We start from the raw sequence: 22,561 nt of genomic DNA, 5'->3' as shown, positions 1-22,561 counted from the left end.
GTCCAGGAATGTGTGAGCGATGACTCAATTTTTCGATGGCCTCGACACCTGCCCGCCCGCGGAACGCGAGCAATCCCTCTTCGGTCGCCTTCCGGCCGCGCTGGGTGCGGCCATGAATTCCCCCAGCTACGCGGAGCGCCTTGCGGGGTTCGAGCCGTCGGCGATCTCGACGCGGGAGGCCCTTGCACGTCTCCCTGTCCTGCGTAAATCCGAGCTTCCCGATCTGCAGCGCACCCGCCCGCCCTTCGGCGGGTTGTCGCCGCACCAGCCCGGACATTTCGCGCGGCTCTTTGCGTCGCCGGGACCGATATTCGAAGCCCAGGGCCTTTCCGTCGATCCATGGCGCGCCGCGCGTCCCATGCACGCCATGGGCTTCCGCGCGGGCGAGATCATGCTCAACACGTTCAGCTATCATCTCGTGCCCGCCGGATTCATCATGGATGCGGGAGCGCGAGCGCTCGGATGCGCGGTCATTCCAGCGGGGCCGGGCAATACGGAGCAGCAGCTCGACCTGATCGAGGCATTCCGACCCACCATCTATTGCGGCACGCCGGATTTCCTCAAGATCATCATCAAGGCAGCGACGGCATCCGGGCGCGATGTCACGTCGATCAAACGCGCGCTCGTGTCCGGTGCGGCTTTTCCGAAGCCCCTCCAGGACGAGATTGCGAGCCTCGGGATCGAGGCGTTCCAGGCCTATGCCACCGCCGATATCGGCATCATTGCCTACGAAACGCCGACCCGCGACGGGATGGTGGTGAATGAGAACCTGATCGTGGAGATCGTCCGGCCTGGAACCGGCGACCCCGTGGGTCCGGGCGAGGTCGGCGAGATCGTGGTCACCACCCTCGACGAGGATTATCCGCTGATTCGGTTCGCCCTGGGCGACCTGACGGCCGTCATTCCCGGGCCAAGCGTGGATGGGCGCACCAATATGCGGATCAAGGGATGGATGGGCCGCGCCGACCAGACCACGAAGGTCAAAGGCATGTTCGTGCGGCCCGAACAGATCGACAGCATTCGCAAACGCCACCCCGAACTCCGCAAACTCCGGCTCGTGGTCACCCGAAGCGAGGATTCGGACGCCATGACGCTGGCCTGCGAAGTGGACGGGCCGGCCGGCGATCTCGCGCCACGGATTGCCGAAACGCTGCAATCGATCACCAAATTGCGGGGTCGGGTCGACATCGTGGCGCCCGGAAGCCTCCCCAACGACGGCAAGGTCATTGCCGATGAGCGCGCCGGCGCCTGAGGTGTCTCCCGTACAGTAAGATGAGCAATACCCGCGCCTTAGGCGGCCGACGGGCTTTTTTAGTAATAATATTGCTATAATTCGCCATTCGACGTCGGCGATCTAATGCTTATCACGGGCAGATATTTTAACCATACTTATCCTCGGATCCATATTCTCAATGGAAAAAAATCCGAACTCAATTAACCTTTCGTTAACCTCGACGTTTAACTAGCGGAGAGGCATAAGTTTCAACTTTTCAACACGGAGAAAGTCTATGACCGTCACCATTCGCCGGGATGCAATGCAGCGCCACGACTACACCGAGGTCAACCTTGCCGAGGTGGCGCACATTGGCGAGCTGACCCGCAACACCGATGCGAGCCCCCTCGCCAATCCGCAGGCCCGTCGCGAATTCGACCGTGCACCGGTTCTGCCGGCAGAACTGCGCTTTCTCTCGCCGAACTACAACGAACTCGACGTGGTGCTGAGCCCCACCGATCGGTCGCTCTGGTGCTACATGAACCCCAAGGGCCCCCCGAGCTTCACGAAGGGGATGCTGGCCGACCTCATTGCGCTGCGCAAATCCGTGCAGGATTTCTTTGCGACCAATCGCGCCAACGGTGAGGCGATCCAGTAYTTCGTCGGCGCTTCCCGCATTCCGGGCATCTACAATCTCGGGGGCGACCTCGGCTTCTTCCTCGATTGCATYCGCGACGGCAATCGCGAAGGCTTGCGTCGCTATGCCCATGATTGCGTCAACGTCGCCTATCACATGTGGACGGGTTTCGACCTTCCGATCCAGACCATCGCGCTGGTGCAGGGCGACGCGCTCGGCGGCGGATTCGAAGGCGCATTGTCGTTCAACGTCATCATCGCGGAACGCAGCGCAAAGTTCGGCCTTCCCGAAATCCTCTTCAACCTGTTCCCAGGAATGGGCGCATCCAGCTTCCTTTCGCGCAAGCTGAACCCGGTTCAGGCCGAAAAAATGATCCTGAGCGGCGAGATCTTCAGCGCGCAGCAACTCTTCGACATGGGTCTGATCGACGTCCTGTGTGAAGACGGCGAGGGCGAGGCTGCGGTTCGCAAGTACATCTCCGAAAATTCACGCCGCCATGCCGTGCACCATGCCTTGAGCCGCATCCGCCGCCGCGTCATGCCGCTGACCTTGGAAGAACTGAAGGACGTGACGGATATCTGGGTCGACACCGCCCTTCAGCTCACCCCGATGGAACAGCGCCGGATGCAGCGCCTGATGACCGCCCAGCACCGTCGTCTCGGAGAAATCGCCGAATCTCAAGCTCTCTGACCGCAGAGCGACATTCCCGTTTCTATTGACGACGTGTGTGGTGCCACTCCGCAGGTTCCCCCAGACTGGAAGGGGGAACCGCCGGGGCGACGCCAAGGCTCTCACACACTCTGTCGAATTCGGTCCGAACGAGGAACAGGTATTGCTCGCCGTTCGCGGCGAGATCGCGCGGCGATGCCTCTCGCCACGCAAGGCACATCTTGAAGATCTCCAGCGCACCGATATTGGCCGCGCTGCTGCGGAGCGCATGGATGGAATCCTGGAACGTGCGCGCGTTCCCCTCAGCGACCGCGGCCGCGATATCCTCGATCGTCCTGCTGGCGTCGTCCGCGAAGAGTTGCGCGAGTTCCTGGACGAATTGCTTGTCGCCCAATTGCTCGAGGCGATCCAGCGTGCGCTGATCCACGGGCGGCGCCTTGCCCGGCGCAGCCGGCATCGTGAGAAGCGGCTCGGCCTTCACCGGCGCCGACGCACTTGCGAGAGGAGGCATCGGCTTCACTGTCCCCTCCCCGGAAACGATATCCGAGATCATCGCCAGCAGTTCATCGGCATCGACCGGCTTGGGAATGCACGCGACCATGCCGGCTTCCACGCATCGCCGCCGGGTATCGGGAGATGCATCCGCCGTCAGGGCGACGATCGGAACGGTTTTTTGACCGATGGCGCCGAAACGATAGAGCTTCGTCGCATCGATCCCATTCAGCACCGGCATGTTAACGTCCATGAGCACGATGTCGAAGCTTTCCTCCTCAAGAGCATCGAGCGCGGCTTCTCCATCGTCCACCAGCCTGACCCTGTGGTTGGCGAGCCCCAGAATCTTGTTCAGCACCATCTGGTTCGTGCGGTTGTCGTCGGCGACGAGGATCGAAAGCGGATTGCCCCGGTTCGGAACATGATCGAAAGCCGGCGGGGCGGACGCGTAGAACCCGCTCTCGGCGATTTCGAGCGCGCGCGCCACGGCTTCATGGTCCAGCGGGCGACTCAAGCGGCTGACGCATTGGCGGCGGACGACGCCTTCGGGCAGGTCCTCGGCCTCCGTCGTGCCGATGAGAACGACCGCGAGCTTGTCGGCGGCGTCGTTCTCGGGAAACTTGGAGGCAAAACTCTCGACGCTGTCGGCGGATATGAGCGCCGCGTCGAGGAGAAACACGAGGGGACGCTCCGCCGCGATCCGCGGGCGGGCGGCCAGAAGGGCAACAACCTCCTGGGGCGTCTCGGCGATTGCGAAATCGCGTGCATTTGCGAGAACTCGCTGCACCTCAGGATCCCGCGAGAGCACCACATAATCGGGCTTCGCCACATTGGTCGCTGCTTCCGGCTTCTCCGCGGCGGCGAAATCCATTTCGAACCAGAAGGTACTGCCGACCCCCGGCTTGCTCTCGACGCCGATCGTTCCGCCGGCCCGCTCGACCAGTTGCTTCGACGTCGCAAGCCCCAGGCCCGTTCCGCCGAAACGGTCGACGATGGTGGCATCGGCCTGGGTGAAGCTCTCGAAGATGCGTGTCTGCGCTTCGGGCGTGATGCCGATCCCCGTGTCCGACACCTCGATCCGCATGGTAAAATTGCTACCCCGCCGGTCGATCGCGTCTGCCGCGATGGTGACGTAGCCTTCGTTGGTGAATTTGACCGCGTTGCCCACGAGATTGATGAGGGATCCCTCGAAGGCATGCAGATCGCCCCTGATGTAGCGGGGGGTGCGGGGCGTGATGTGAAGACTCAGGCGTAGATCCTTCTGGCCCAGTTGGACGGCGAGCATCCGCCTGACATTGTCCAACGATGAATAGACGTCGAACTCGCCGATCGTCACTCGCCCAACGCCGGACTCGACACGGGAAAAGTCCAGGATGGAGTTGATCAGGCCGAGCAGTGACTGTCCGGCCGACGTGATGGTGCGGGCCATGTTGCCCTGATCGGCATTGAGCTCCGTTTTTCCCAGCAGGTTGCCCAGGCCGATGATGGCGTTCAGCGGCGTTCTCAGTTCGTGGCTGACGCTTGCAATGAAGAGGCTCTTGGCGCGGCTTGCCGCCTCGGCCTGGCGCTGAGCCTCGGAGAGTTTTGCGATCAGGCGCGACACGTAGAGCGGCAGCACCACGAGGCCGGCGAGAAGTCCCGCGCTCATGGCGAGATGCGTGCGCCAGAATTCACTGACGGCTATGACCGACCCAAAACCCAGGACTGCCACAAAGGAGGCGGCAAACAGGTATTTGACGCCAAACCGAAAGCCGTTGCCGAGGATCACCCAGAGATAGATGGGATAAAGCGCCGCCATGGATTCGCCGCCGGCTGCGACCCCGTAGGAGAACAGCCCGAGATCGAGGACGATGGCGAGCAGCCGTCGCGTGACGGACACTCCCGGGCGGTAGAGAATGTGGAGGAACAGGAGCAGCGACAGGAAGTCGTAGGCCGCAAAGTAGATCGCGGTCTCCTGCAGCATGACGGAGGCATCGGTGCTGCCGAGGAGGCTTGCAATGCTGAGATAGGCGAGGACGATCCCGCTCAAAACGAAGCGGTTGATCGTCATTTCGTGTTCGCTGTCGGGGCGGCGCTTCAGTTCAGCCCGGATGCGTTTCCACAGCCGTGACGCCCGACCCCAGGTGGCCGAAAAGATTGACGATTTGACCACCATGACAAGCCTCCGTCATCGGGACCTAAGCAAGGTGAACGTGCTTGCTGTCGGCCTTGACGAACGCGGTGAATTCCTCCGGCGGCATAGGCTTTCCGAGGTGATAGCCCTGCCCCTCGTCGCAACCCTCGATTCTCAAATGCGCCAGTTGCTCGGCGGTTTCGACTCCCTCGCCGACGATGGTGAGGTCGAGGCTGTGCCCAAGTCCCACAATGGCGCGCAATATGGCGGCGTCGTTCGGATCGGTCGTGATGTTGCGGATGAAGCACCGATCGACCTTGATGCGATCGACTGGCAGATGCTTCACATATTGGAGCGACGAGTAGCCGACCCCGAAATCGTCGATCGAGATGCTCACGCCGATCTCGCGCAACCGATGAAGATCCCGGACGACGGCGTCCGTATCCTCCAGCATGATGCTTTCGGTGATTTCAAGTTCGAGGAAGGCCGGGTCGAGACCAGTTTCGGCGAGGGTCTGGGCGACGAGTTCCGGCACGTTCTGTTTGCGGAACTGCAGCGCCGACAGGTTGACGCTGACTCGGATCGCCGGCAGTCGCTCGCGTTGCCATTGTACCACCTGCAGGCAGGCTTTCTTCAGCACCCACTCGCCAAGCGGCAGGATCAGGCCGTTCTCCTCGACCCGGGGCAGGAACACGCCCGGGGCGACGATACCGATACCGGGGCGGTTCCAGCGCAGAAGCGCCTCGGCGCCGATGATCTGGCCCGTCGCAAGATCAATCCGCGGCTGATAGAAGAGGGTGAACTGCTCTTCGGCGATCGCCTGCCTCAGCTCGGCATCGAGAACCGCGGCCTCTCTCGCGCGCATCGTCATGTCGGGGACATAGAAGCGGTGAAGATTTCCGCCCTCCGACTTCGCCTGATGCATCGCCAGGTTGGCGCTTCTCAGTAGATCCTCCACGTTGCTGGCGTCCACGGGGTGGAAAGCTGTCCCAAGACTCGCCGTCGTCGTCATCGGCTTTCCGAAAAGACCGTAGGGCTGCGACAACGCCTCGGCGATCCTCAGCGCAAGGTCCGGGGCCGTCTCATCGTCTTCGATCCCGGTCTGCAGGACGGCGAATTCGTCGCCGCCGATGCGAGCCGCCATGCCGCTCTTGCCCACCACCCGCACCAGGCGTTTGGCCGTTTCGATCAGGAAACGGTCACCCGCCGTATGGCCGAGCATGTCGTTGATGGGCTTGAAGCCATCGAGGTCGAGGAGGTGCAGCGCGAAGGTCCGGTTGCCGCGGCGGGAACGCACGATCTCTGCGCTCAGCCGCTCCTGCAGCATCATGCGGTTGGGTAGCCCCGTGAGAGCATCGTGGTGGGTGATATGGTGCAGGTGGGCCTCGGCCTGCTTGCGCTCACTGATGTCGACCGATGTGGTCAGCACCGCCGTGATCGCATCGGCCGACGTCCGCAGAGGCGCTTTCGTGGTCAGGACGGTTCGCTTCTCGCCCATGCGATCCGCGAATTCTTCCTCGAAGGCCGATATGGGTCGTCCGGTATCCCAGACCACGCGATCGAGCGACTTGCTCCGCCCGCCCTGCTCTTCGCCGAACAGCACGGTGGCATCCTGCCCGACCACTTTGGCCGGATCGAGCCCAAGCAACCGCGTCTGATAGGCGTTGGTGAACAGGATCTTCCCGTCGCGGTCTGCCGCGGAAATCATGGCCGGGACAGTATCGATGACCTGGGCGAGGCGCTCGCTGGAATCGCGCAAGGCCTGTTCGCGGGAGCGTTCACTGTGCTCCAGGTCCCGCTCCAGCCCGTCGGCGCGGCTCGCCAGCAGGAGCTGTTGGTGGCGCATCTTGAGGAGATTTCTCGCCCGCGTGGCGAATTCGTGATGGTCAACTGGACTCTGCAGGAAGTCTGTGGCGCCGGCTTCCAGGGCCTGGAGCCTGAATTCCCTGTCCTCGTAGACGGTCACGACGACGACCGGCAAGTCGATGAGCGCCGGCAATTCCCGGATTCGGCGAATGAGTTCCGCGCCGTCCATCTGCGGCATCTTGTAGTCGCTGATGATGAGATCAGGCGTGTTCTCGCTCAGCCACGACAGGGCATCCAGCGGGTCTGCGAAAGCATTGACCGAGATGTCGCTGGAAATCGATTTGGCCAGCCGCGAAAACAGATTTCGATTGGTGGCCTGGTCGTCGACGATGATGATACTGGCCATTACGCAGCGCCCGTCATCGCGTTGCGCCGGGAAAAAATACTCGTTGACGGTCGGCCATGTCGTCTATCATCAAATCCGCTTCTGCAAATGTTGCTTCGTTTCGCAGCCCGTGTCGCGATTGTCGCACGGGCATTCTGGCTAAGTTCTTAATTTTTCTTGGCCTTACATCGTAAACTAGCATTTGACCCTTACGGCAGGCAATGAACATCGTCTCATTGGGGCTCGCCAAGCCAACCGCGTTATTATGTTTCCTCAACGCGGCCCGTCTCTCACGAAAATGCCGGTTGTCGGTGTTGGTGCCGACAGCGCTCGCAGTTTCGTGCCGCCCGTGTTAGTGAGCGCCGCCTTCAAAGGCTTTCCCTCACCTTTACCGTTCGGCCAGTTTTAATGCTCCAGATCGAAAACCTCGTCTTCAACGGATGGGGCCGCCGCTTTTTTGACAAGGCGACCGTAACCCTTCCGCCCGGCGCAAAAGTCGGGCTGGTCGGCCGCAACGGCGTGGGAAAATCCACCCTGTTCAAGCTGATCCTCGGTGAAATGCAGCCGGACGGTGGCGAAATTGCGTTCCCGAAGGCCGCGCGCATCGCCTCGGTCGATCAGGAACACCCCGCAACGCCGGTATCGCTCATCGACACCATCCTGGCCGCGGATATCGAGCGAGACGCCCTGTATCTCGAACTCGAAACCGCCGAGCCGGAGCGTATGGGCGAAATCTATGGCCGCCTCATCGAGATCGACGCCGATCGCGCCCCTGCCCGCGCCGGTGAGATCCTGAGCGGCCTCGGTTTTGCAACCGGTGATCTGAGTCGCCCCATGTCTGAGTTTTCCGGCGGCTGGCGGATGCGGGTTGCGCTCGCGGCAGCGCTTTTCGCGGCGCCCGACCTTCTTCTCCTCGACGAGCCGACGAACTACCTCGACCTCGAAGGCGCGCTCTGGCTCGAGGCGCGCCTCAAGAAATACCCGCATACGGCCCTCATCATCAGCCACGATCGGGAATTGTTGAACAATTCGGTCGATGCCATCCTGCATGTGAGCGAAGGCAAGCTCGACCTTTATACCGGCGGCTATGACGATTTCGAACGCCGCCGAGGCGAGAAGCTCCGCCTGCAGACCGCTTCACGCAACAAACAGGAAGCCGAGCGCGCCCATCTTCAAAGCTTCGTCGACCGTTTCCGCGCCAAGGCCAGCAAGGCAGCGCAGGCGCAATCGCGCATGAAGCGGCTGGCAAAGCTCGAGCCGATCGCCGCCGTCATCGAAGAGCGCGTCGCGCCCTTCACCCTACCGTCGCCCGAGCGCCCCCTCGCCCCGCCCTTGATGCAGCTTGAGCACGCGGATGTCGGATATGACGGTCACGCCGTCCTGCGCGACCTGAATTTGCGTCTCGACATCGACGACCGCATCGGCCTTCTGGGCGTCAACGGTGCCGGGAAGTCGACCTTTGCCAAGATGGCGGCGGGCGCGCTGTCGGTTCAATCCGGCCTGATGCGCCGGGAGGGTCGCGTCAAGGTCGGCTGGTTCCATCAACACCAGATCGAGGCGCTCGACCCTGCCGACACGCCGCTGGAAATCATCCGCCGGGCGAGACCGAACGACAGCGAATCCTCGCGCCGCTCGCGACTCGCCCAGTTCGGCCTCGGTTTCGACAAGCAGCAGACCACGGTGGCCGACCTCTCGGGCGGCGAGCGGGCCCGGCTGCTCCTCAATCTCGTCGCGATGGACGCGCCTCACCTGCTGATCCTTGACGAGCCGACCAACCATCTCGATATCGACAGCCGGCGAGCCCTCCTCGACGCGCTGAACGATTACGCCGGGGCCGTCATCCTCATCACCCACGATCGATCCCTGATGGAGCTGGTGGCCGACCGCCTGTGGCTCGCCGCCGACGGCCATGTGAAGCCCTTCGAAGGCGATATGGACGATTACGCGCGGTTCGTCCTCGACCGTGCCAAGGCGGGTTCCCGGCCTGCGCAGAACAGGGACCGATCCTCCAAGCGCCGGAAAAAAGAGCAGGCCGAGGCTGCCTGACCCGTTCTACGAGCGCAGGCGAGGCTCTCGGCGAGACCCTTGTAAACAAACAGTTTTGCAGCACCCCGCTGCAAATTATTCCCGGCTCCGGCACGGAAATTTGGGCGGAAATCGAATATTATCTCCGCCTCCCAAAGCAGTATTTCGTTCAGCCTTGTAATTTTCATCCGATGCGACTATATCAGCTTATCGAATTTGGCCTGACGACTGCTCTGTTTCGCCTTGCACTGCTTGCCGCGCACTCCGAACAATCTCTCCAAAACTCGAAAAATTGTGCCTGTTTGCAGAAATGAAGACAGGCGCGGACGTGCATATACAAGTCAGTGAAAGGACTTACACAATGGTTACCGGCACCGTAAAATTCTACAACGATCAAAAAGGCTTCGGCTTCATTCAGCCCGACAACGGCGACAAGGATGTGTTCGTGCATGCGACCGCTCTCGAGCGCGCTGGCATCCGCGGCCTCGTTGAAGGCCAGAAGGTTTCCTTCGACACCGAAGAAGATCGTCGTAGCGGCAAGATCGCAGTCAGCACCATCCAGACTGCATAAGCCAGACTTGTCCGGCGAGAGGTAACTCGCGCCGGAGCATTCGGGGCCGCACTTCTTGAAGGTGCGGCCTCTTCTTTTTTGTCGCAAGTTCTGCGACGTCCGCGAAACTATTCGCTTTCGCAAGTGAGGATTTGATGTTTAAATTCAAAAGAACGATCCACCCGAAATCCGTGATGTTCGCCGTTGAATACGACGATGGGCGCACTGGATACCTTGTCGTCGAAGGACATGGCGGCCCGGGCGAGGATTACCTTGCTACATCGATTGCGAAAGAACGCCAGGCGGCGGGTTTGCTGCCTGAAGGCAACATCACGCGCATCAAGCGGGTGAGATAAAGGACAAGGTCCGATGGCTAAAGGTGAGCAACGCGGAAACCGCGAGTCGAAGAAGCCGAAACAGGACAAGGTCAAGACCAAAGAGGCGACTTCGCCTTTCACGACCGTACCGTCGAAGACGGTCGGCTCCGTGAAACCCAATACCGGCAAACGCTGATGATGCGGCGGGCGGGTCTGGGCCTTCTGGTTGCGATGGGCTTGAGTGCTCCGGCGCTCGGCCAACAGCCGGCCCCCGCACCCGTTCCGCCCGCGCCCTCCGTCCAGAACGCAGAAGCCCGGCGTCCCTCGGAAGGCATCGCCACCGAGGCCGAAGCCTCGCGCCTGCGGACGCAGAATCGGGAGCGAGAGTGGGACCGCAAGATGCGGGCGTCCACCAACAGCATTTGCAAGGGTTGCTGAGCGTGAACACGCTTGATGTCCCGCACCTCAAGACGATCGGAATTTCAGCCGCGTCCCGCATCGGGTCCAGGAGGCTCGACGCGACTAACAAGGAAATCGTTCGATGAAACCGAAGTTCAAGGTCGGGCAGACCGTCCAGCTGTCGACGAACGGCCTTGGCCGGACGACGCGGGGCTCAAGCTATGAGATCATCAGCATCCGGCCGGCGAACGACGACGAATTCCAGTACGTGATCAAAAGCCCGACGGAGGCCTATCAGCGCTGCGTTCGCGAAGGTCTGCTGGCAGGCTGACCCGCCGCACGGTTCTGGCCGTGACGCTCCCCCGCCGGAGCCTATCCAATCCCTTCTGGTCGCCAAACGCCTCACCGGGTCTTTCCGCACGACATCACCGCTTCCGCCCGTTCGGCATGTGCGGTCATCGAAGTGCTCCCGAAAGGTGGACGACCGCAGGCAGACATAGCGAAACGCCCGACAGAAACAGAAGAGCGAATACGATGCGACGCATCGTGGCGGGCGAGACGGGTGGCGGCCATCGGCGGGCCGCATGGGTCGCGCCGATGACGACCGGAACGGCGAGAAGGCCGGACAACGTCGATCCTGACGGAAGATCGCCGGAGCCGGCCACAAGTCCGATGCGGACCACGGCGTTTACCGCGAACACCGCCACCAGAGTTTCACGGACCATGACCAGCGACATGGGCTGGCGGTAGAAATGATAGACGAGCGGAGGACCCGCCGTTGAGAACATGCCCCCCATCGCGCCCGCGATTCCGCCGAAAAACAGGAACGATCCTGCGCCGGAACGGTACGGCAGCGGCTGAGGTTTTCGCGCGAGTTGCAGGCTGGAGACGATGATCACGACGCCAAGGATCAGGCGCAGAAGGTCGGCACGCGAGTCGGCGAGCCATTCCAGCAGCCAGTATCCGACGAAGAGCAGCGGAATGCTCGTTGCCATGACAAGCCAGAACTCTCTCCAGGCGACGTCGCGCCAGCCCTTCAAAAGCATCTGCACTGAATTCACCATCGACAGCACGCTGACGATCATGGCGGCATCGGCCAGGGGCAGGAGGCCCGTGAGGCCAACGCCGCCCATAGTGATGAGTCCGAAGGCGAAGCCCGTCAGCGTCTGGGCGTAAGCGGCTGCGGCTGTGAGCGCGAGGAATCCGGTGAGCTCCGCAGGCGACATCGCCTACAGGTTCCGCAACGCGGCGAATAACGCCGCAAATGGGCTCGCTGCCCGATGGAATACGGGCGGTTCTCCGAAGGGGGCCGCAACCGTTATGTCCTGCCCGCCCGGGAAAGTGCGGCCCGTCCAGACGTGAACCCAATTCGATCCTTTCGGAAGGTAGGTGCTCCATTCTGTCTTGCCCGCCTGCGAGACCGGGGCGACCAGGAGGTCCGGGCCATAGAGATAGGCATCCTGGATCGCGTAGGTGTGGGTATCCTCCTCAAAATGAAGGAACAAGGGACGCTGCACCGGAAGACCGCGGGTGGAAGCCTCCGCCACGAGAGACTTCAAGTACGGCACCAGATGCACATAAATCCGGGTCATGCGGGCGAAATGCGCCAGAACGTCGGGATCCTCGTCGATCTGCAAATTCTCGCGCGGGCGGTTGCCTTCATGAGTGCGCATGACAGGCGTGAAGGCCGCCATCTCGGCCCACCGCATGATGAGTTCCGGCGTGCGGACATTTCCGAAAAGGCTCGTGTAACCGCCGATATCCGAGTGATGATACGCATTGCCGAGGAGGCCGGAGGACAAGGCGGCCGAGATCACGGTCACGAGACCGTCGTGCCGCGTGAAATCAACGGATTGATCGCCTCCCCACAAGAGGGGGCAATGTTTCTGGACCCCCGTGAACCCTGCCCGCATGAAGAACAGGATGTCGCCGGTTCTCCCTCGTTTCTCGACCGCGCGCGCGTTGACCTCCGCCCAGAGGGTCGGCCAGGCGTTGTGCATCAACCTGGCATCGACACCGTTGGCGAGGTGAACGTCGATGGGAAGATACTCGCCGAAATCCGCCATCCAACCGGAGAGCCCGAAGTCGATCATGTTGCGGCCGATCACGCGCTCGGCAAACCACTCGGCGGCGTCGGGATTGGTGAAGTCGACGACGCCGCAATCGAATTCGCCGAAATCGACGAGCGCGGTCACGCCTGAATCGTCCTTTGCAAAATATCCCGCCGCATCCGCTTCCGGAAAAAGCGGTCCGTCGACTGCAAGATACGGATTCACGTAGCCGAGAAACCGGATGCCCCGGTTCCCCAGTTCGGCGATGCGCTGGCGCAAGCCTGGATAGCGTCCCTCGTTCGCTTGCCAATCCCAGAACAGTCGCGCGCCAAACGAAGTATGGCGCAATCCGACCCAATCCTCGCACCAGAGGCCGGATACCTTGGCTCCTGCGGCCATGATGGCGTCGAGCCGCTCAAACGATCGTGTGCCGTCTTTCAGACCGATGATGGCGCCCGCATAGACCCATTCAGGGAGGGGCGGCTGGCGACCGAAGCGCTCGGAGAGGGCCTCGACGAGGCTCGCGAAGATCGGCCGGGCGGTCAGTTCGATATGGTCCGGCACCGCCCAGATCTCGATTTCATGAAAACCTGTTTGCCGGAAATCGAAGGCCGAATACGCGGTCGTTGCCACATGCAGCGCGTAGCGACGGGACGACATATAGGTCGGCTGCGGATAATTGGTGCTCCAGTAGTCGCCGCCCGCCTTGCCCGCGACGTCCGCCCTGAAGGTGATCTCGGTCGACTTGTCACGCCCGACCCCCGGCTCCGAGGTCCAGAGCGGAAACCGCCGCCCGCGCATGTCAAAATATGACATCTGCTCGCCGCCGCCCCAGACATGTTCGTCCTCATCCGCGACGACGCGAAGCCAAATCCGATTGATCGACGGATCGGAAGTATTGAAGAAGAGGGCGCCGTCGCGATCGCCGCCCGAGATAACGAGGGTGAGGCGGGGAGGCAGACCGGGCGCCGCGGACAGAGCGATCTCGAATTCCTTGCCGGTAAGCGACACCTGCGCGTGCGAAAGCGGCGTGCGTTCGACGACGTAGTCCTCGATGTCGAAATTCCCGCGGTACATGTCCATGCGCGCGTCGCCATGACCGACGAAGAGACATGGGGCATCGCTGCGGTGACGAAGGAGGAGCCTGCCATCGAGCAGGAGGTCGAATCCGTCCGAATGAGTCTCGATCTGCATAGGTTGCTCAGTTCTGCGTGAGGCCGGCATCGACGATGAAATTAGCACCCGTGCAGCCGGCGCTTTCATCCGATCCGAGGAAGAGCGCAACCTTCGCCACATGGCTCGCATCGAGGCGGAACTTCAGGGCCTGAAGGTCGATGAATTGTTGATTGAGCTCGGGCGTGAGCCAGAGCTTTTCCTGTCGCTCGGTGAGAATGGCGCCGGGCAAGATGCAGTTGACGCGAATGCCCGACGGACCGAGTTCGCGGGCGAGTGTGCGTGTCATGCCGTTGATGGCTGCCTTCGCGGTTGTGTATCCCACCATGCCGGGGCGCCCTCGCATCCAGGAAATGGAGCCCAGCATGATGATGGAGCCGTGCCCCGCACCTGCCATCCCTTTCGAGACAGCCTGCGTGGCAAAGAACTGGTGGTCGAGATTGAGCGCCAGAGCGCGACGCCAGTAATCCGGCTCGATCCCACCGATGTCGTGGCGGTCGTCCTTGCCCGCGTTGTTCACGAGAATATCGATGCCATCGTTCTCCTGCTCGATGCGAGCGAGAATCTGTCGTAAGCCCTCGATATCCGTCACATCGCATTCGTGGAACGAAGCTCCAGTGGCCGAGGCCAAACCCTCGCCTCTTGCCGTATCGATGTCGATGAACGAAACGCGCGACCCTTGGGCGACGAAAGCCTTGACCATCTCCTCGCCGATACCCGACGCGCCGCCAGTGATGACCACGGAGCGTTTCTCCAGAGAACGATACAGAACTGTCTGATAGTCGAACGGCATCGGAACCTCAGTCGTTAGACGGCGGGATCGAAATGAAATTCGGGCAGGCCGGGCACCTCGACCCGCATTGAAAAGAGACTGCCCGAATGTGGCAGGGCTGCGAGTTCGTCGGCAGGACGGCTCGTTCTTGCCGACGTCACATAGAGCGTCCTGAGATCGTGCCCGCCGAAGGCAACCATCGTCGGGCAGCGGRCCGGGACGGAAATCTCTGCGAGAAGATTTCCGTCGGGCGCATAGCGCTGTATCCGGCCACCTTCGAAAAGCGCCGTCCAGTAGCATCCTTGCGCATCCACCGCCGCGCCGTCGGGACGACCGCGATCGCTTTCCGTCGGCGAAAGCCGTGCAAACAAGGCGCGGTTCTTCGCCTCGCCGGTCGCGGGATCGTAGGCATAACGCCAGATCGTGAAGGTCGGCGTATCGGCATGATAGAGGGTGCGTCCGTCCGGCGAAAACGCGACTCCGTTCGACGTCAGAAGCCCGTCCGCCAGCACGCTCAAACCGCGAGCGTCATATCGATAGAGATGCGCTCTGCCGCCTTGTTTCGGCTCGTCGATCGTTCCTGCGAGAAAACGCCCCCCGGGATCGACGCGTCCGTCGTTGAAACGGCTCTGGGTCTGATCCTCGGGATTGTCGGCGAGCATCCGCGCCCGTGCGCCCCGTTGATCGAGAAGCCACAGACCGGAGCGAAAACCGGCGATGAAGCCTCCGCCTTTTCTGAAACCGATGCAGCCGATGTCCTCGGGCATCGGAATTGCAGCATGTTTCTCGGCACGCGGCTCGAAACGATGAATCGCCCTGCCCTTGATATCCACGAAGTAGAGAGCTTGCTCCTGCGCCGACCATATTGGGCACTCGCCCAGTTCGGCGCGAAGATCGAGGGCGACTGTGAACGTCATCGGGTCGACTCCACGACGAACCTGACGGTGCCGCTCAATTGCTCGCGGGGTTGAAGCACATGCAACCCGTGACCGAGCAGATCGGGACGATTGATGGCATCGTTCAGATGAGTGACCGGTTCGACGGCGAAAAAATCGCGCCCCGTCGGCACATACACGACGAGGTGGCCGAAGACCGGATCGGCTTCAAGCCGAAGCATGATCTTGTCCTGGTCGAACAGGATCTCGGCGTCCCCGTCCCAGCCCTCGAAGCAATTGTCGAGACCGGGTTCCCCCAGGTCGCGAATCACACCGTAATCCCATTCGGCCGGCACGGGGACGCATTCCCCGGGAAGCGAATCCTGTCCGGTACGGTAAACATTCGCGGCTGAGAATTTCAGCCGAACACCGGGTCGCCTGGCAAAGAACGGGTGCAGACCCAAACCGGCCGGCATCGCGTCTTCGTCCAGATTTTCAACGAGGAGCGTGATGGCGAGACCCTCGGGTGACAGCGCGAAGCTTTGCTCGGCGCGGTATGCGAACGGCCATCCCCTCGCGTCGTCACCGACTGGCCGATGAAGGAACGACAGCCGGCAATGCGTCTCGCTCGCTTCGGCGACCTGCCAGGGCTTCTGCCACGCATTCCCGTGGATGGAGTGCGGATGATCGCCGAAATTCAGCGCCAGCCTGTGCTCGACGCCCTGGAACGAGAATCGGCCGTGCGCGATCCGGTTCGAATAGGGAATGAGAGGATAGCTGCTGGTCTGGCGGACAAGCCCGTTGCGAAGCGCGTCTTCAGGCGTCTCGCGCATCAGTGCAATCCCGCCGCGCCAGAAACCCGCGATCGCGCCGCCGATGGACGGAGCCACGTCGACTTTGAGTGCTCCGCTCCTGAGGGTGACGATCGAGGGCAGTTCCATCTCGACCTCAATAGGCAGCGGCAGGCGCCGCGGCCTCGGCAGGCTGGTCACGCAAGGCGCCCAGCCAATCGGAAGCGCGGCCGGTCATCATGGCGATATCGGATGCGATGGCGGCGAAGTCATAGCCGTAATCGATGAAACGGCGAACCATATCGGGATTCGGCCCGACGATGCCCACGGGCTTTCCGGCGGCGCGCGATGCCTTGGCGGCGCTTTCGATCAGGGCTTGAACGTCGGGATGAGCGATATTCCCGATATGTCCCATGGCGGCGGACAAGTCCCCCGGACCGACGAAGAGCGCGTCCACCCCCGGCACCGCGGCGATTTCCGGCAGCCGCGCAATGGCGTCGGGCGTTTCAAGCTGGACGATGACGGCAACCTCGCCATTCGCCCGCTTCAGATAATCTCCGACCCGCCCGAATCGGGAGCCGCGATGAACCGCCGCTACTCCCCGCACACCTTCCGGCGGGTATTTGGCAAACGACACGGCCTGGCGCGCCTCCTCGGCCGTCTGCACGAACGGCACCATGATGGTCTGGGCGCCGGCATCCAGAACGCGCTTGATGAGGACCTGATCGTTCCACGCGAGGCGCACGACCGCGTCGGCCGGCGTGCAGCCTATGGCACGCAGGATGTGGGTGAGATCCGATACCTCGATGGGCACGTGCTCCATGTCCACGACGAGAAAGTCGAAGCCGGTGTAGCCCATGGCCTCTGCTGTCGCGGGTGCCGCGGCCATCAACCAGGTGCCGAGCGGCGGACGCGGCCCCTCGCCTCCCAGCCAGCGTTTGAAGCGGTTCTCGATGTCGATCATGGAATCCTCAAAAGATGGCTGGCTCGGCGACCGGGCCGGGCGTGCTCAGGAAATCGAAGTCGCAGCCTTCGTCGGCCTGCGAGACATGACGCTGGTACAACGCCGCAAAGGAACGTCCGTACATCGGCGCAGTCGGCTTCCACGCGGCCCTCCGGCGTTCAAGTTCGGTTTCATCCACCCGCATGTCGAGGCGACCCGCTTCAACATCGAGCTCAATTAGGTCGCCGGTCCTCAGCAGGCCCAACGGACCGCCAATCGCCGCCTCCGGGGAAACGTGGAGAATGCAGGTTCCGTAATGGGTCCCGCTCATGCGGCCGTCGCAGATGCGGACCATGTCGCGTATGCCTTGCACCAGGAGCTTCTTGGGGATCGGCAGATTGCCCCATTCCGGCATGCCCGGAGCGCCGACCGGCCCCGCATTGCGCAAAACAAGCACGCTGTCCTCGGTCACCTCGAGATCGGGATCGTCGATCGCAGCGTTCATCTCCGCGGGATTGTCGAACACGATGGCCGCGCCGACGTGTTTGAGGAATTTCGGGTTCGCGGCGGATGATTTCATGACGGCGCCATTGGGCGCGAGATTGCCCCGCAAGACTGCAAGCGTTTTGCCGCGTGACAGAGGCACGACCGGGTTCGACGGGTACCGGATGACGTCGTCGTTCCAGCAATCCGCGCCCGCGAGATTGTCACCGAGCGTCTTGCCATTGACCGTCAACGCGTCACTGTCGAGATACGCCTCCAGCTTTTTCAGGAGAGCCAACAACCCGCCGGCAAAGTAGAAATCCTCCATCAGATATTCGCCGGAGGGAAAAAGGTTCGCGCAAACGGGAACCTTGGCGGCCATCTCCGACATGTCGTCGAGATTGAGGTCGACGCCTGCCCGGCGCGCCATGGCGATGAGGTGCACGGCGGCATTCGTCGAGCCGCCCAGCGCCATGTAGGCGACAAGGCCGTTCCGGAAGCTGCGCGCATCGAGAAGACGCGAGGGCTTGAGGTCCTCCCAGATCATCTCGACGATGCGGGCGCCGCAGGCGGACGCCATGCGCGGATGACCGCTGTCGGCGGCCGGGATGGAGGACGCGCCCGGGAGGGTCAAGCCCATGGCGTCGACGATGGACGTCATCGTGGAGGCCGTGCCCATGGTATTGCAGGTGCCGATGGAGCGCGTCATCCGGCTTTCGAGATCGACCCAATCCTGCGGTGAGATGTTGCCGGCGCGCAGCTCGTCCCAGTACTTTTTTGTATGCGTTCCGGCGCCGGTTTTTTGTCCCCGCCACTGGCCGTTGGACATGGGGCCGGCGGGACAGAAGATCACCGGAATATCCATGCTGATCGCCCCCATCAGGAGACCGGGCGTGGACTTGTCGCAGCCGCCAAGGAGCACGGCGCCATCGACAGGATGCGAGCGCAGGATCTCCTCGGCTTCCATGGCGAGGAAGTTGCGATAAAGCATGGTGGTGGGCTTCACCATCACCTCTCCGACCGACAGGGCCGGCAACTCGACGGGATAGCCGCCGACCTGCCAAACGCCGCGCTTCACGGCCTCGGCGCGATCGCGCAGATGCGCGTGGCAGGGACTCATGTCGCTCCAGGTATTGAGGATGGCGACCACCGGTTTGTTGAGAAACTCCTCGCGCCGCATGCCCATCTGCTGTGTGCGCTGGCGGTGCGCGAAGCCGCGCATATCCTGCGATGCGAACCAGCGCTGGCTGCGGAGCTCGGCAAGTGCTCGACGTGTCATTGCAAGATCCTCACCCGTGGTTGCCGCCAGAGCAACGTGGCCGACCGGCGCCATGCCTGTCTCATCGATCAACCCTTTTTTCTCAAGCGCCAATGAGACGCTTTTAGACTGGGAACGCCGGGGCACCCTGCTCGATCTTGACGACGCCCGCGGGCGCTTCGATCCGGATCTGGCCATCGACGGACACGGCACGCACCGCGACCGTGTCGAAAGCGGGACGGTATGAGCCGCTGGCATCGACAGACAACTCCGGCCCGTTATTCCCCCGACGAAGTTGAAAGCGAAGCTCCAGCCGGCTGTCGCCCTGCCAATCCGTCGTGTCGCCGTCATCCTCATAAAGATACGCCTCAGAGGCATCCTGGGGAATCCCGAAGACGATCATCTCGCGCTGCGTGTCGAGATGGGGATCGATCCGGTCGACCTGCCGCGTTACAGGGATCATCGCGCCGCAACGGGCGAAGACAGGCAGACGGCCGAGGGGTGTCTTGACCGTGATCGTCTGCGCACCGTCGAAGTGGCGTCCATCGTGAAAGTCGAACCAGCCGCCCGGGTGCTCCGGCAGGTAGACTTGCCGTTCCGCGGCCCCCTCCTCGAGGATGGGCGCTACAAGCAGATCAGGGCCGAGCATGAAGCTGTCCTGCACATCCACGGCCAAGCGGTCGCCCGGAAAATCGTAGAACAGCGGACGCACGACCGGCTCGTTGCGGCGCGAAGCCTGCCACATTTGCGTGTAGAGGTAAGGCATCAGCCGGTAACGGAGTGTAATGGCGTCGCGAACCTGCGGGATGACGCTCTCGTGCATCCAGGGAAGGTTGACGATGCCGTCGTCCTTCCAGGAATTCATGACGAAGCGCGGCCAGAGCGAGCAGAATTCCACGAAGCGGCAGAACAGCTCGGGGTTGGGGCTTGGCCCATGAAATCCACCGACGTCGTGCCCGATGTTGAACATGCCCGACAGGCTCATGTTGAGTCCTTGGGTCAGGTTGAAGCGAAGCGTCTTCCACGCGGTTTCGTTGTCGCCGGACCACGTCTGGGCATAGCGCCAAAGGCCGGCCGCGCCGCCACGCGTAATGGCGTAGGGGCGCTTTCCGGGCGTATGCGCGGCCTGGGCCTCATATGACAGTTTCGTCATGAGAAGCGGCTGTGCGGGGCGCGCCAGCACCTGCGGAAAGGCGCGTCCGTCGCCATTGCACGAGGCGTCCTCGTCCCAGATTTCGTATTCGTTGTTGTCGTTCCAGACCGATGCAACGCCGTAATCGAGCAGCGCCGTCTGAATGCCGTCCCGCCACCAGGCGCGTCCGCTCGGATGCGTGAAGTCGATGTGGAAGCCGAGACCATCCCAAAACTGCGCAACGGCCGGCCGACCGGTCTCTCCGTCGACGACGAGAATGCCCTGATCCATTGCCTCTTTGAGGCGAGGATGGTCATCCAAAAGGCATGGCTTGAGATTGGTGACCGGCTGCATGCCCGCGTTCTTCAGGCGCGCCATCGTGCCGGCGGGATCGGGGAACTTGTCGCGATTCCAGTTGAACGCGTAGCGGCGCGGGCCGATCGACGTGTAGCCGGAACCGAAGTGAAAACTGTCGCACGGGATGCGGTGATGACGGCACTTCTCGATGTAATCCGTGATCCTCGCATCGGCATCCGGTGCGTCCGCGATCGTCATCGAGGTCGTCCCGAAGCCGAGGGACCATTTCGGCGCAAAGGCTTGGCCGCCCGTCAACCACGAAAAGCGACGGACGACGTCGGGCACGCCGTTTCCTGCAAGGACATAGAAATCCAGATCTCCGTCCACTGCGCTGTAGGAGCGAAACAGGCCGTGATAATTATCGAGCGTGCAGCCGAGATCCATCTCGCCGATTGCAAGGTTGTCGTAGAAGATTCCATGAGTTCCCGCCGGACCGTCGACCACGACGAACGGGATCATCTTGTAGAGCGGGTCGCTCAGCTCCGCGTCGAATCCGCAAGGGTCAACAGCGTCGATCTTGAACCGGCGGCCGGTATGATCGAGAGGTCCTGCCTTGTCGCCGACGCCATAATGGCGCTCCTTCCCGTCCCGCGCCATCACGTGCTGAAGGGCGCCCGTCTTGCGGGAGTGGAAATAGGCCTGGGTCGTCCGGTCCTGCAGGAACGGACGGCCTTCCCCGGCGCGATGCCATGCAATTCCGAAGGGGGACAATGTGACGACGGCTTTCAAGCCGGGGGCTTCGAGCACGACGGTATCGTCGCGCTGCGCCACCGCGGCGTCAGGGCACGTGAAACCGGCCGTGGAGTCGCGCAACCTGCCTTCATACGGGGGTTCGAGCCCGCCCGGCGCGATGGTCCAGCCACGATCGAGGCGATAGCCCCCGGCGCGCTTCATGACGACCCGTCCGATATCGTGCTCAAGGATCCCGACGCGCAGCTCCGTGTCGCCACCGAGATCGAACACGGCCCAAATTCCATCGCGGCCGCGATATCGGCCCTCCGTCAACGCTTTCATTCGAAATATCTCCTCAGCAATATCAGCGGATGCGGATCGCGCTTCCGTCCGCATCGAAAAGGTGGAGCGCCTCCCGCTTGAGGCGCAGGCCGAGCCGCTGGTTGCGGCTGTATCCCGCCTGCCCGTCCTGGCGCACGGTGAGCTGCGGAAGGCCGGGAGCCGATCCGTAAAGATAGGTTTCGCCACCGAGCTGCTCGACAAGGTCGAGGGTGATGACGAGATCGGCCTCTGCCTCGTCCACGACGTCGATATGCTCCGGTCGCGCGCCCAGCGTCGCATCGGCCCCCGCAGCGACATCGCCGGTCGAAGGAATGGAAATGGGGCGCGCCTCGCTGCCGACGGAGACCTGCCCTGCCCCCGTCACACGCGCCGGGAAAAGGTTCATGCGCGGCGAGCCGATGAAACCCGCCACGAAGAGATTGGCCGGATTGTTATAGACGTCGAGCGGTGTCCCCACCTGCTCGATTCGACCGGCGCGAAGCACCACGATGCGGTCGGCCAGGGTCATGGCCTCGACCTGGTCATGAGTCACATAGATCATGGTGCCGCCGATCTCGGCATGGAGCGCGGCCAGCTCCTTGCGCGTGGCGACGCGCAACTCGGCATCGAGGTTCGATAGCGGCTCGTCGAACAGGAAGATCTTGGGATCGCGAACGATGGCGCGGCCGATGGCGACCCGCTGGCGCTGACCGCCCGAGAGGGCCTTAGGCTTGCGGTCCAGATAATCGGTGAGCTGCAGCATCTGCGCGGCGCGACGGACCCGCTGATCGACGTCGCTCCTGCCGAGGCCCATATTCTCGAGCGCGAACGCCATGTTCTTGTAGACGCTCATATGCGGGTAGAGCGCATAGGACTGGAACACCATCGCAAGCCCACGGTCGGAGGCCGGAACATTCGTGACGCTCTGGTCGTCAATCTTGATCTCGCCGCCGCTGACTTCCTCGAGCCCGGCAATGATGCGCAGGAGCGTCGACTTCCCGCAGCCCGACGGACCGACGAACACGACGAACTCGCCATCCGCGATCGTCAAGTCGACGCCGTGAATGATCGTCACGTTGCCGTAGGATTTCTTGATGTCGATGAGTTTCAGATCGGCCATGGGTTAC

The 22,561-nt window shown here is 62.4% G+C and carries 17 protein-coding genes; 5 read left to right on the top strand and 12 right to left on the bottom strand.

The annotated features are described in order from the left end of the window. Positions 1–19 precede the first annotated feature (19 nt). Together AC1DVM_RS07135 and AC1DVM_RS07130 are read left to right on the top strand one after the other, a co-directional pair. Complete coding sequence (locus tag AC1DVM_RS07135) at positions 20–1,252, top strand: phenylacetate--CoA ligase family protein (RefSeq protein ID WP_477253210.1); 1,233 nt, start codon at positions 20–22, stop codon at positions 1,250–1,252. 256 nt (positions 1,253–1,508) lie between these two features. Continuing rightward, positions 1,509–2,540 carry a crotonase/enoyl-CoA hydratase family protein gene (locus AC1DVM_RS07130; RefSeq protein WP_477253209.1) on the top strand — a complete coding sequence of 344 codons (1,032 nt, stop codon included), beginning with the start codon at positions 1,509–1,511 and terminating at the stop codon, positions 2,538–2,540. Positions 2,541–2,562: 22 nt separating this feature from the next. Here AC1DVM_RS07130 and AC1DVM_RS07125 read toward each other — a convergent pair whose 3' ends face one another. Both AC1DVM_RS07125 and AC1DVM_RS07120 read right to left on the bottom strand, forming a co-directional pair. Next, positions 2,563–5,166: a response regulator gene (locus tag AC1DVM_RS07125; RefSeq protein ID WP_477253207.1), complete on the bottom strand. Its 2,604-nt coding sequence runs from the start codon at positions 5,164–5,166 to the stop codon at positions 2,563–2,565. Between the two features lie 22 nt (positions 5,167–5,188). After that, positions 5,189–7,336: an EAL domain-containing response regulator gene (locus AC1DVM_RS07120; RefSeq protein WP_477253205.1), complete on the bottom strand. Its 2,148-nt coding sequence runs from the start codon at positions 7,334–7,336 to the stop codon at positions 5,189–5,191. Positions 7,337–7,723: 387 nt separating this feature from the next. On the opposite strand from AC1DVM_RS07120, the gene AC1DVM_RS07115 reads away from it, so the two are divergent. Continuing rightward, positions 7,724–9,361 carry an ABC-F family ATP-binding cassette domain-containing protein gene (locus tag AC1DVM_RS07115; RefSeq protein ID WP_477253203.1) on the top strand — a complete coding sequence of 546 codons (1,638 nt, stop codon included), beginning with the start codon at positions 7,724–7,726 and terminating at the stop codon, positions 9,359–9,361. 340 nt (positions 9,362–9,701) lie between these two features. Next, positions 9,702–9,911, top strand: a complete 210-nt coding sequence (locus AC1DVM_RS07110; protein ID WP_150944542.1) for a cold-shock protein — start codon at positions 9,702–9,704, stop codon at positions 9,909–9,911. A gap of 107 nt (positions 9,912–10,018) precedes the next feature. On the opposite strand, the gene AC1DVM_RS07105 is transcribed toward AC1DVM_RS07110, so the two are convergent. Beyond that, positions 10,019–10,468, bottom strand: a complete 450-nt coding sequence (locus AC1DVM_RS07105; RefSeq protein ID WP_477253201.1) for a hypothetical protein — start codon at positions 10,466–10,468, stop codon at positions 10,019–10,021. A 280-nt stretch (positions 10,469–10,748) separates the two neighbouring features. Between AC1DVM_RS07105 and AC1DVM_RS07100 the strand changes: the two genes are divergently transcribed. Further along, the gene (locus tag AC1DVM_RS07100) at positions 10,749–10,937 is read left to right on the top strand and encodes a hypothetical protein (RefSeq protein ID WP_477253200.1); all 189 of its coding nucleotides are present in this window, start codon (positions 10,749–10,751) and stop codon (positions 10,935–10,937) included. Between the two features lie 124 nt (positions 10,938–11,061). Here AC1DVM_RS07100 and AC1DVM_RS07095 read toward each other — a convergent pair whose 3' ends face one another. The 9 genes from AC1DVM_RS07095 to AC1DVM_RS07055 all read right to left on the bottom strand — a co-directional run bounded on the left by AC1DVM_RS07095 (position 11,062) and on the right by AC1DVM_RS07055 (position 22,554). After that, positions 11,062–11,832: a TSUP family transporter gene (locus AC1DVM_RS07095; protein ID WP_477253198.1), complete on the bottom strand. Its 771-nt coding sequence runs from the start codon at positions 11,830–11,832 to the stop codon at positions 11,062–11,064. A 3-nt stretch (positions 11,833–11,835) separates the two neighbouring features. Next, a complete protein-coding gene (locus AC1DVM_RS07090) occupies positions 11,836–13,851 on the bottom strand; it encodes an alpha-glucosidase (RefSeq protein ID WP_477253196.1) in 2,016 nt (671 codons plus the stop codon). Positions 13,852–13,858: 7 nt separating this feature from the next. Then, positions 13,859–14,623, bottom strand: a complete 765-nt coding sequence (locus AC1DVM_RS07085) for an SDR family NAD(P)-dependent oxidoreductase (RefSeq protein ID WP_477253194.1) — start codon at positions 14,621–14,623, stop codon at positions 13,859–13,861. Positions 14,624–14,637: 14 nt separating this feature from the next. Next, a complete protein-coding gene (locus tag AC1DVM_RS07080) occupies positions 14,638–15,519 on the bottom strand; it encodes an SMP-30/gluconolactonase/LRE family protein (RefSeq protein ID WP_477253192.1) in 882 nt (293 codons plus the stop codon). Further along, positions 15,516–16,418, bottom strand: coding sequence for an aldose 1-epimerase (locus AC1DVM_RS07075; protein WP_477253190.1), 903 nt, complete (start codon positions 16,416–16,418; stop codon positions 15,516–15,518). Before AC1DVM_RS07075 ends, AC1DVM_RS07080 begins: the two co-directional genes overlap by 4 nt. A gap of 7 nt (positions 16,419–16,425) precedes the next feature. Further along, on the bottom strand, positions 16,426–17,232 hold the full coding sequence (locus AC1DVM_RS07070) for an HpcH/HpaI aldolase family protein (protein WP_477253188.1): 807 nt from the start codon (positions 17,230–17,232) through the stop codon (positions 16,426–16,428). A gap of 7 nt (positions 17,233–17,239) precedes the next feature. Then, positions 17,240–18,973: an L-arabinonate dehydratase gene (gene araD, locus AC1DVM_RS07065; protein ID WP_477253214.1), complete on the bottom strand. Its 1,734-nt coding sequence runs from the start codon at positions 18,971–18,973 to the stop codon at positions 17,240–17,242. 103 nt (positions 18,974–19,076) lie between these two features. Then, positions 19,077–21,455 (bottom strand): glycoside hydrolase family 31 protein, encoded by a 2,379-nt coding sequence (locus AC1DVM_RS07060; RefSeq protein WP_477253186.1) that lies wholly within the window; start codon positions 21,453–21,455, stop codon positions 19,077–19,079. A 22-nt stretch (positions 21,456–21,477) separates the two neighbouring features. Further along, positions 21,478–22,554: an ABC transporter ATP-binding protein gene (locus AC1DVM_RS07055; protein ID WP_477253184.1), complete on the bottom strand. Its 1,077-nt coding sequence runs from the start codon at positions 22,552–22,554 to the stop codon at positions 21,478–21,480. Positions 22,555–22,561 lie beyond the last annotated feature (7 nt).

This window comes from Microvirga sp. P4_A5, assembly GCF_056402495.1.
The sequence above is the reverse complement of the archived record's forward strand: the minus strand, read 5'-3'. Positions and strand labels throughout refer to the sequence as shown.

What these genes read in the sequence shown, in the direction of transcription:
- AC1DVM_RS07135 (WP_477253210.1), top strand. Translation starts at nt 20, where the DNA reads ATGACTCAATTTTTCGATGGCCTCGACACCTGCCCGCCCGCGGAACGC.
- AC1DVM_RS07125 (WP_477253207.1), bottom strand. Translation starts at nt 5,166, where the DNA reads ATGGTGGTCAAATCGTCAATCTTTTCGGCCACCTGGGGTCGGGCGTCA.
- AC1DVM_RS07120 (WP_477253205.1), bottom strand. Translation starts at nt 7,336, where the DNA reads ATGGCCAGTATCATCATCGTCGACGACCAGGCCACCAATCGAAATCTG.
- AC1DVM_RS07115 (WP_477253203.1), top strand. Translation starts at nt 7,724, where the DNA reads ATGCTCCAGATCGAAAACCTCGTCTTCAACGGATGGGGCCGCCGCTTT.
- AC1DVM_RS07110 (WP_150944542.1), top strand. Translation starts at nt 9,702, where the DNA reads ATGGTTACCGGCACCGTAAAATTCTACAACGATCAAAAAGGCTTCGGC.
- AC1DVM_RS07100 (WP_477253200.1), top strand. Translation starts at nt 10,749, where the DNA reads ATGAAACCGAAGTTCAAGGTCGGGCAGACCGTCCAGCTGTCGACGAAC.
- AC1DVM_RS07095 (WP_477253198.1), bottom strand. Translation starts at nt 11,832, where the DNA reads ATGTCGCCTGCGGAGCTCACCGGATTCCTCGCGCTCACAGCCGCAGCC.
- AC1DVM_RS07090 (WP_477253196.1), bottom strand. Translation starts at nt 13,851, where the DNA reads ATGCAGATCGAGACTCATTCGGACGGATTCGACCTCCTGCTCGATGGC.
- AC1DVM_RS07085 (WP_477253194.1), bottom strand. Translation starts at nt 14,623, where the DNA reads ATGCCGTTCGACTATCAGACAGTTCTGTATCGTTCTCTGGAGAAACGC.
- AC1DVM_RS07075 (WP_477253190.1), bottom strand. Translation starts at nt 16,418, where the DNA reads ATGGAACTGCCCTCGATCGTCACCCTCAGGAGCGGAGCACTCAAAGTC.
- AC1DVM_RS07070 (WP_477253188.1), bottom strand. Translation starts at nt 17,232, where the DNA reads ATGATCGACATCGAGAACCGCTTCAAACGCTGGCTGGGAGGCGAGGGG.
- araD (WP_477253214.1), bottom strand. Translation starts at nt 18,973, where the DNA reads ATGACACGTCGAGCACTTGCCGAGCTCCGCAGCCAGCGCTGGTTCGCA.
- AC1DVM_RS07060 (WP_477253186.1), bottom strand. Translation starts at nt 21,455, where the DNA reads ATGAAAGCGTTGACGGAGGGCCGATATCGCGGCCGCGATGGAATTTGG.
- AC1DVM_RS07055 (WP_477253184.1), bottom strand. Translation starts at nt 22,554, where the DNA reads ATGGCCGATCTGAAACTCATCGACATCAAGAAATCCTACGGCAACGTG.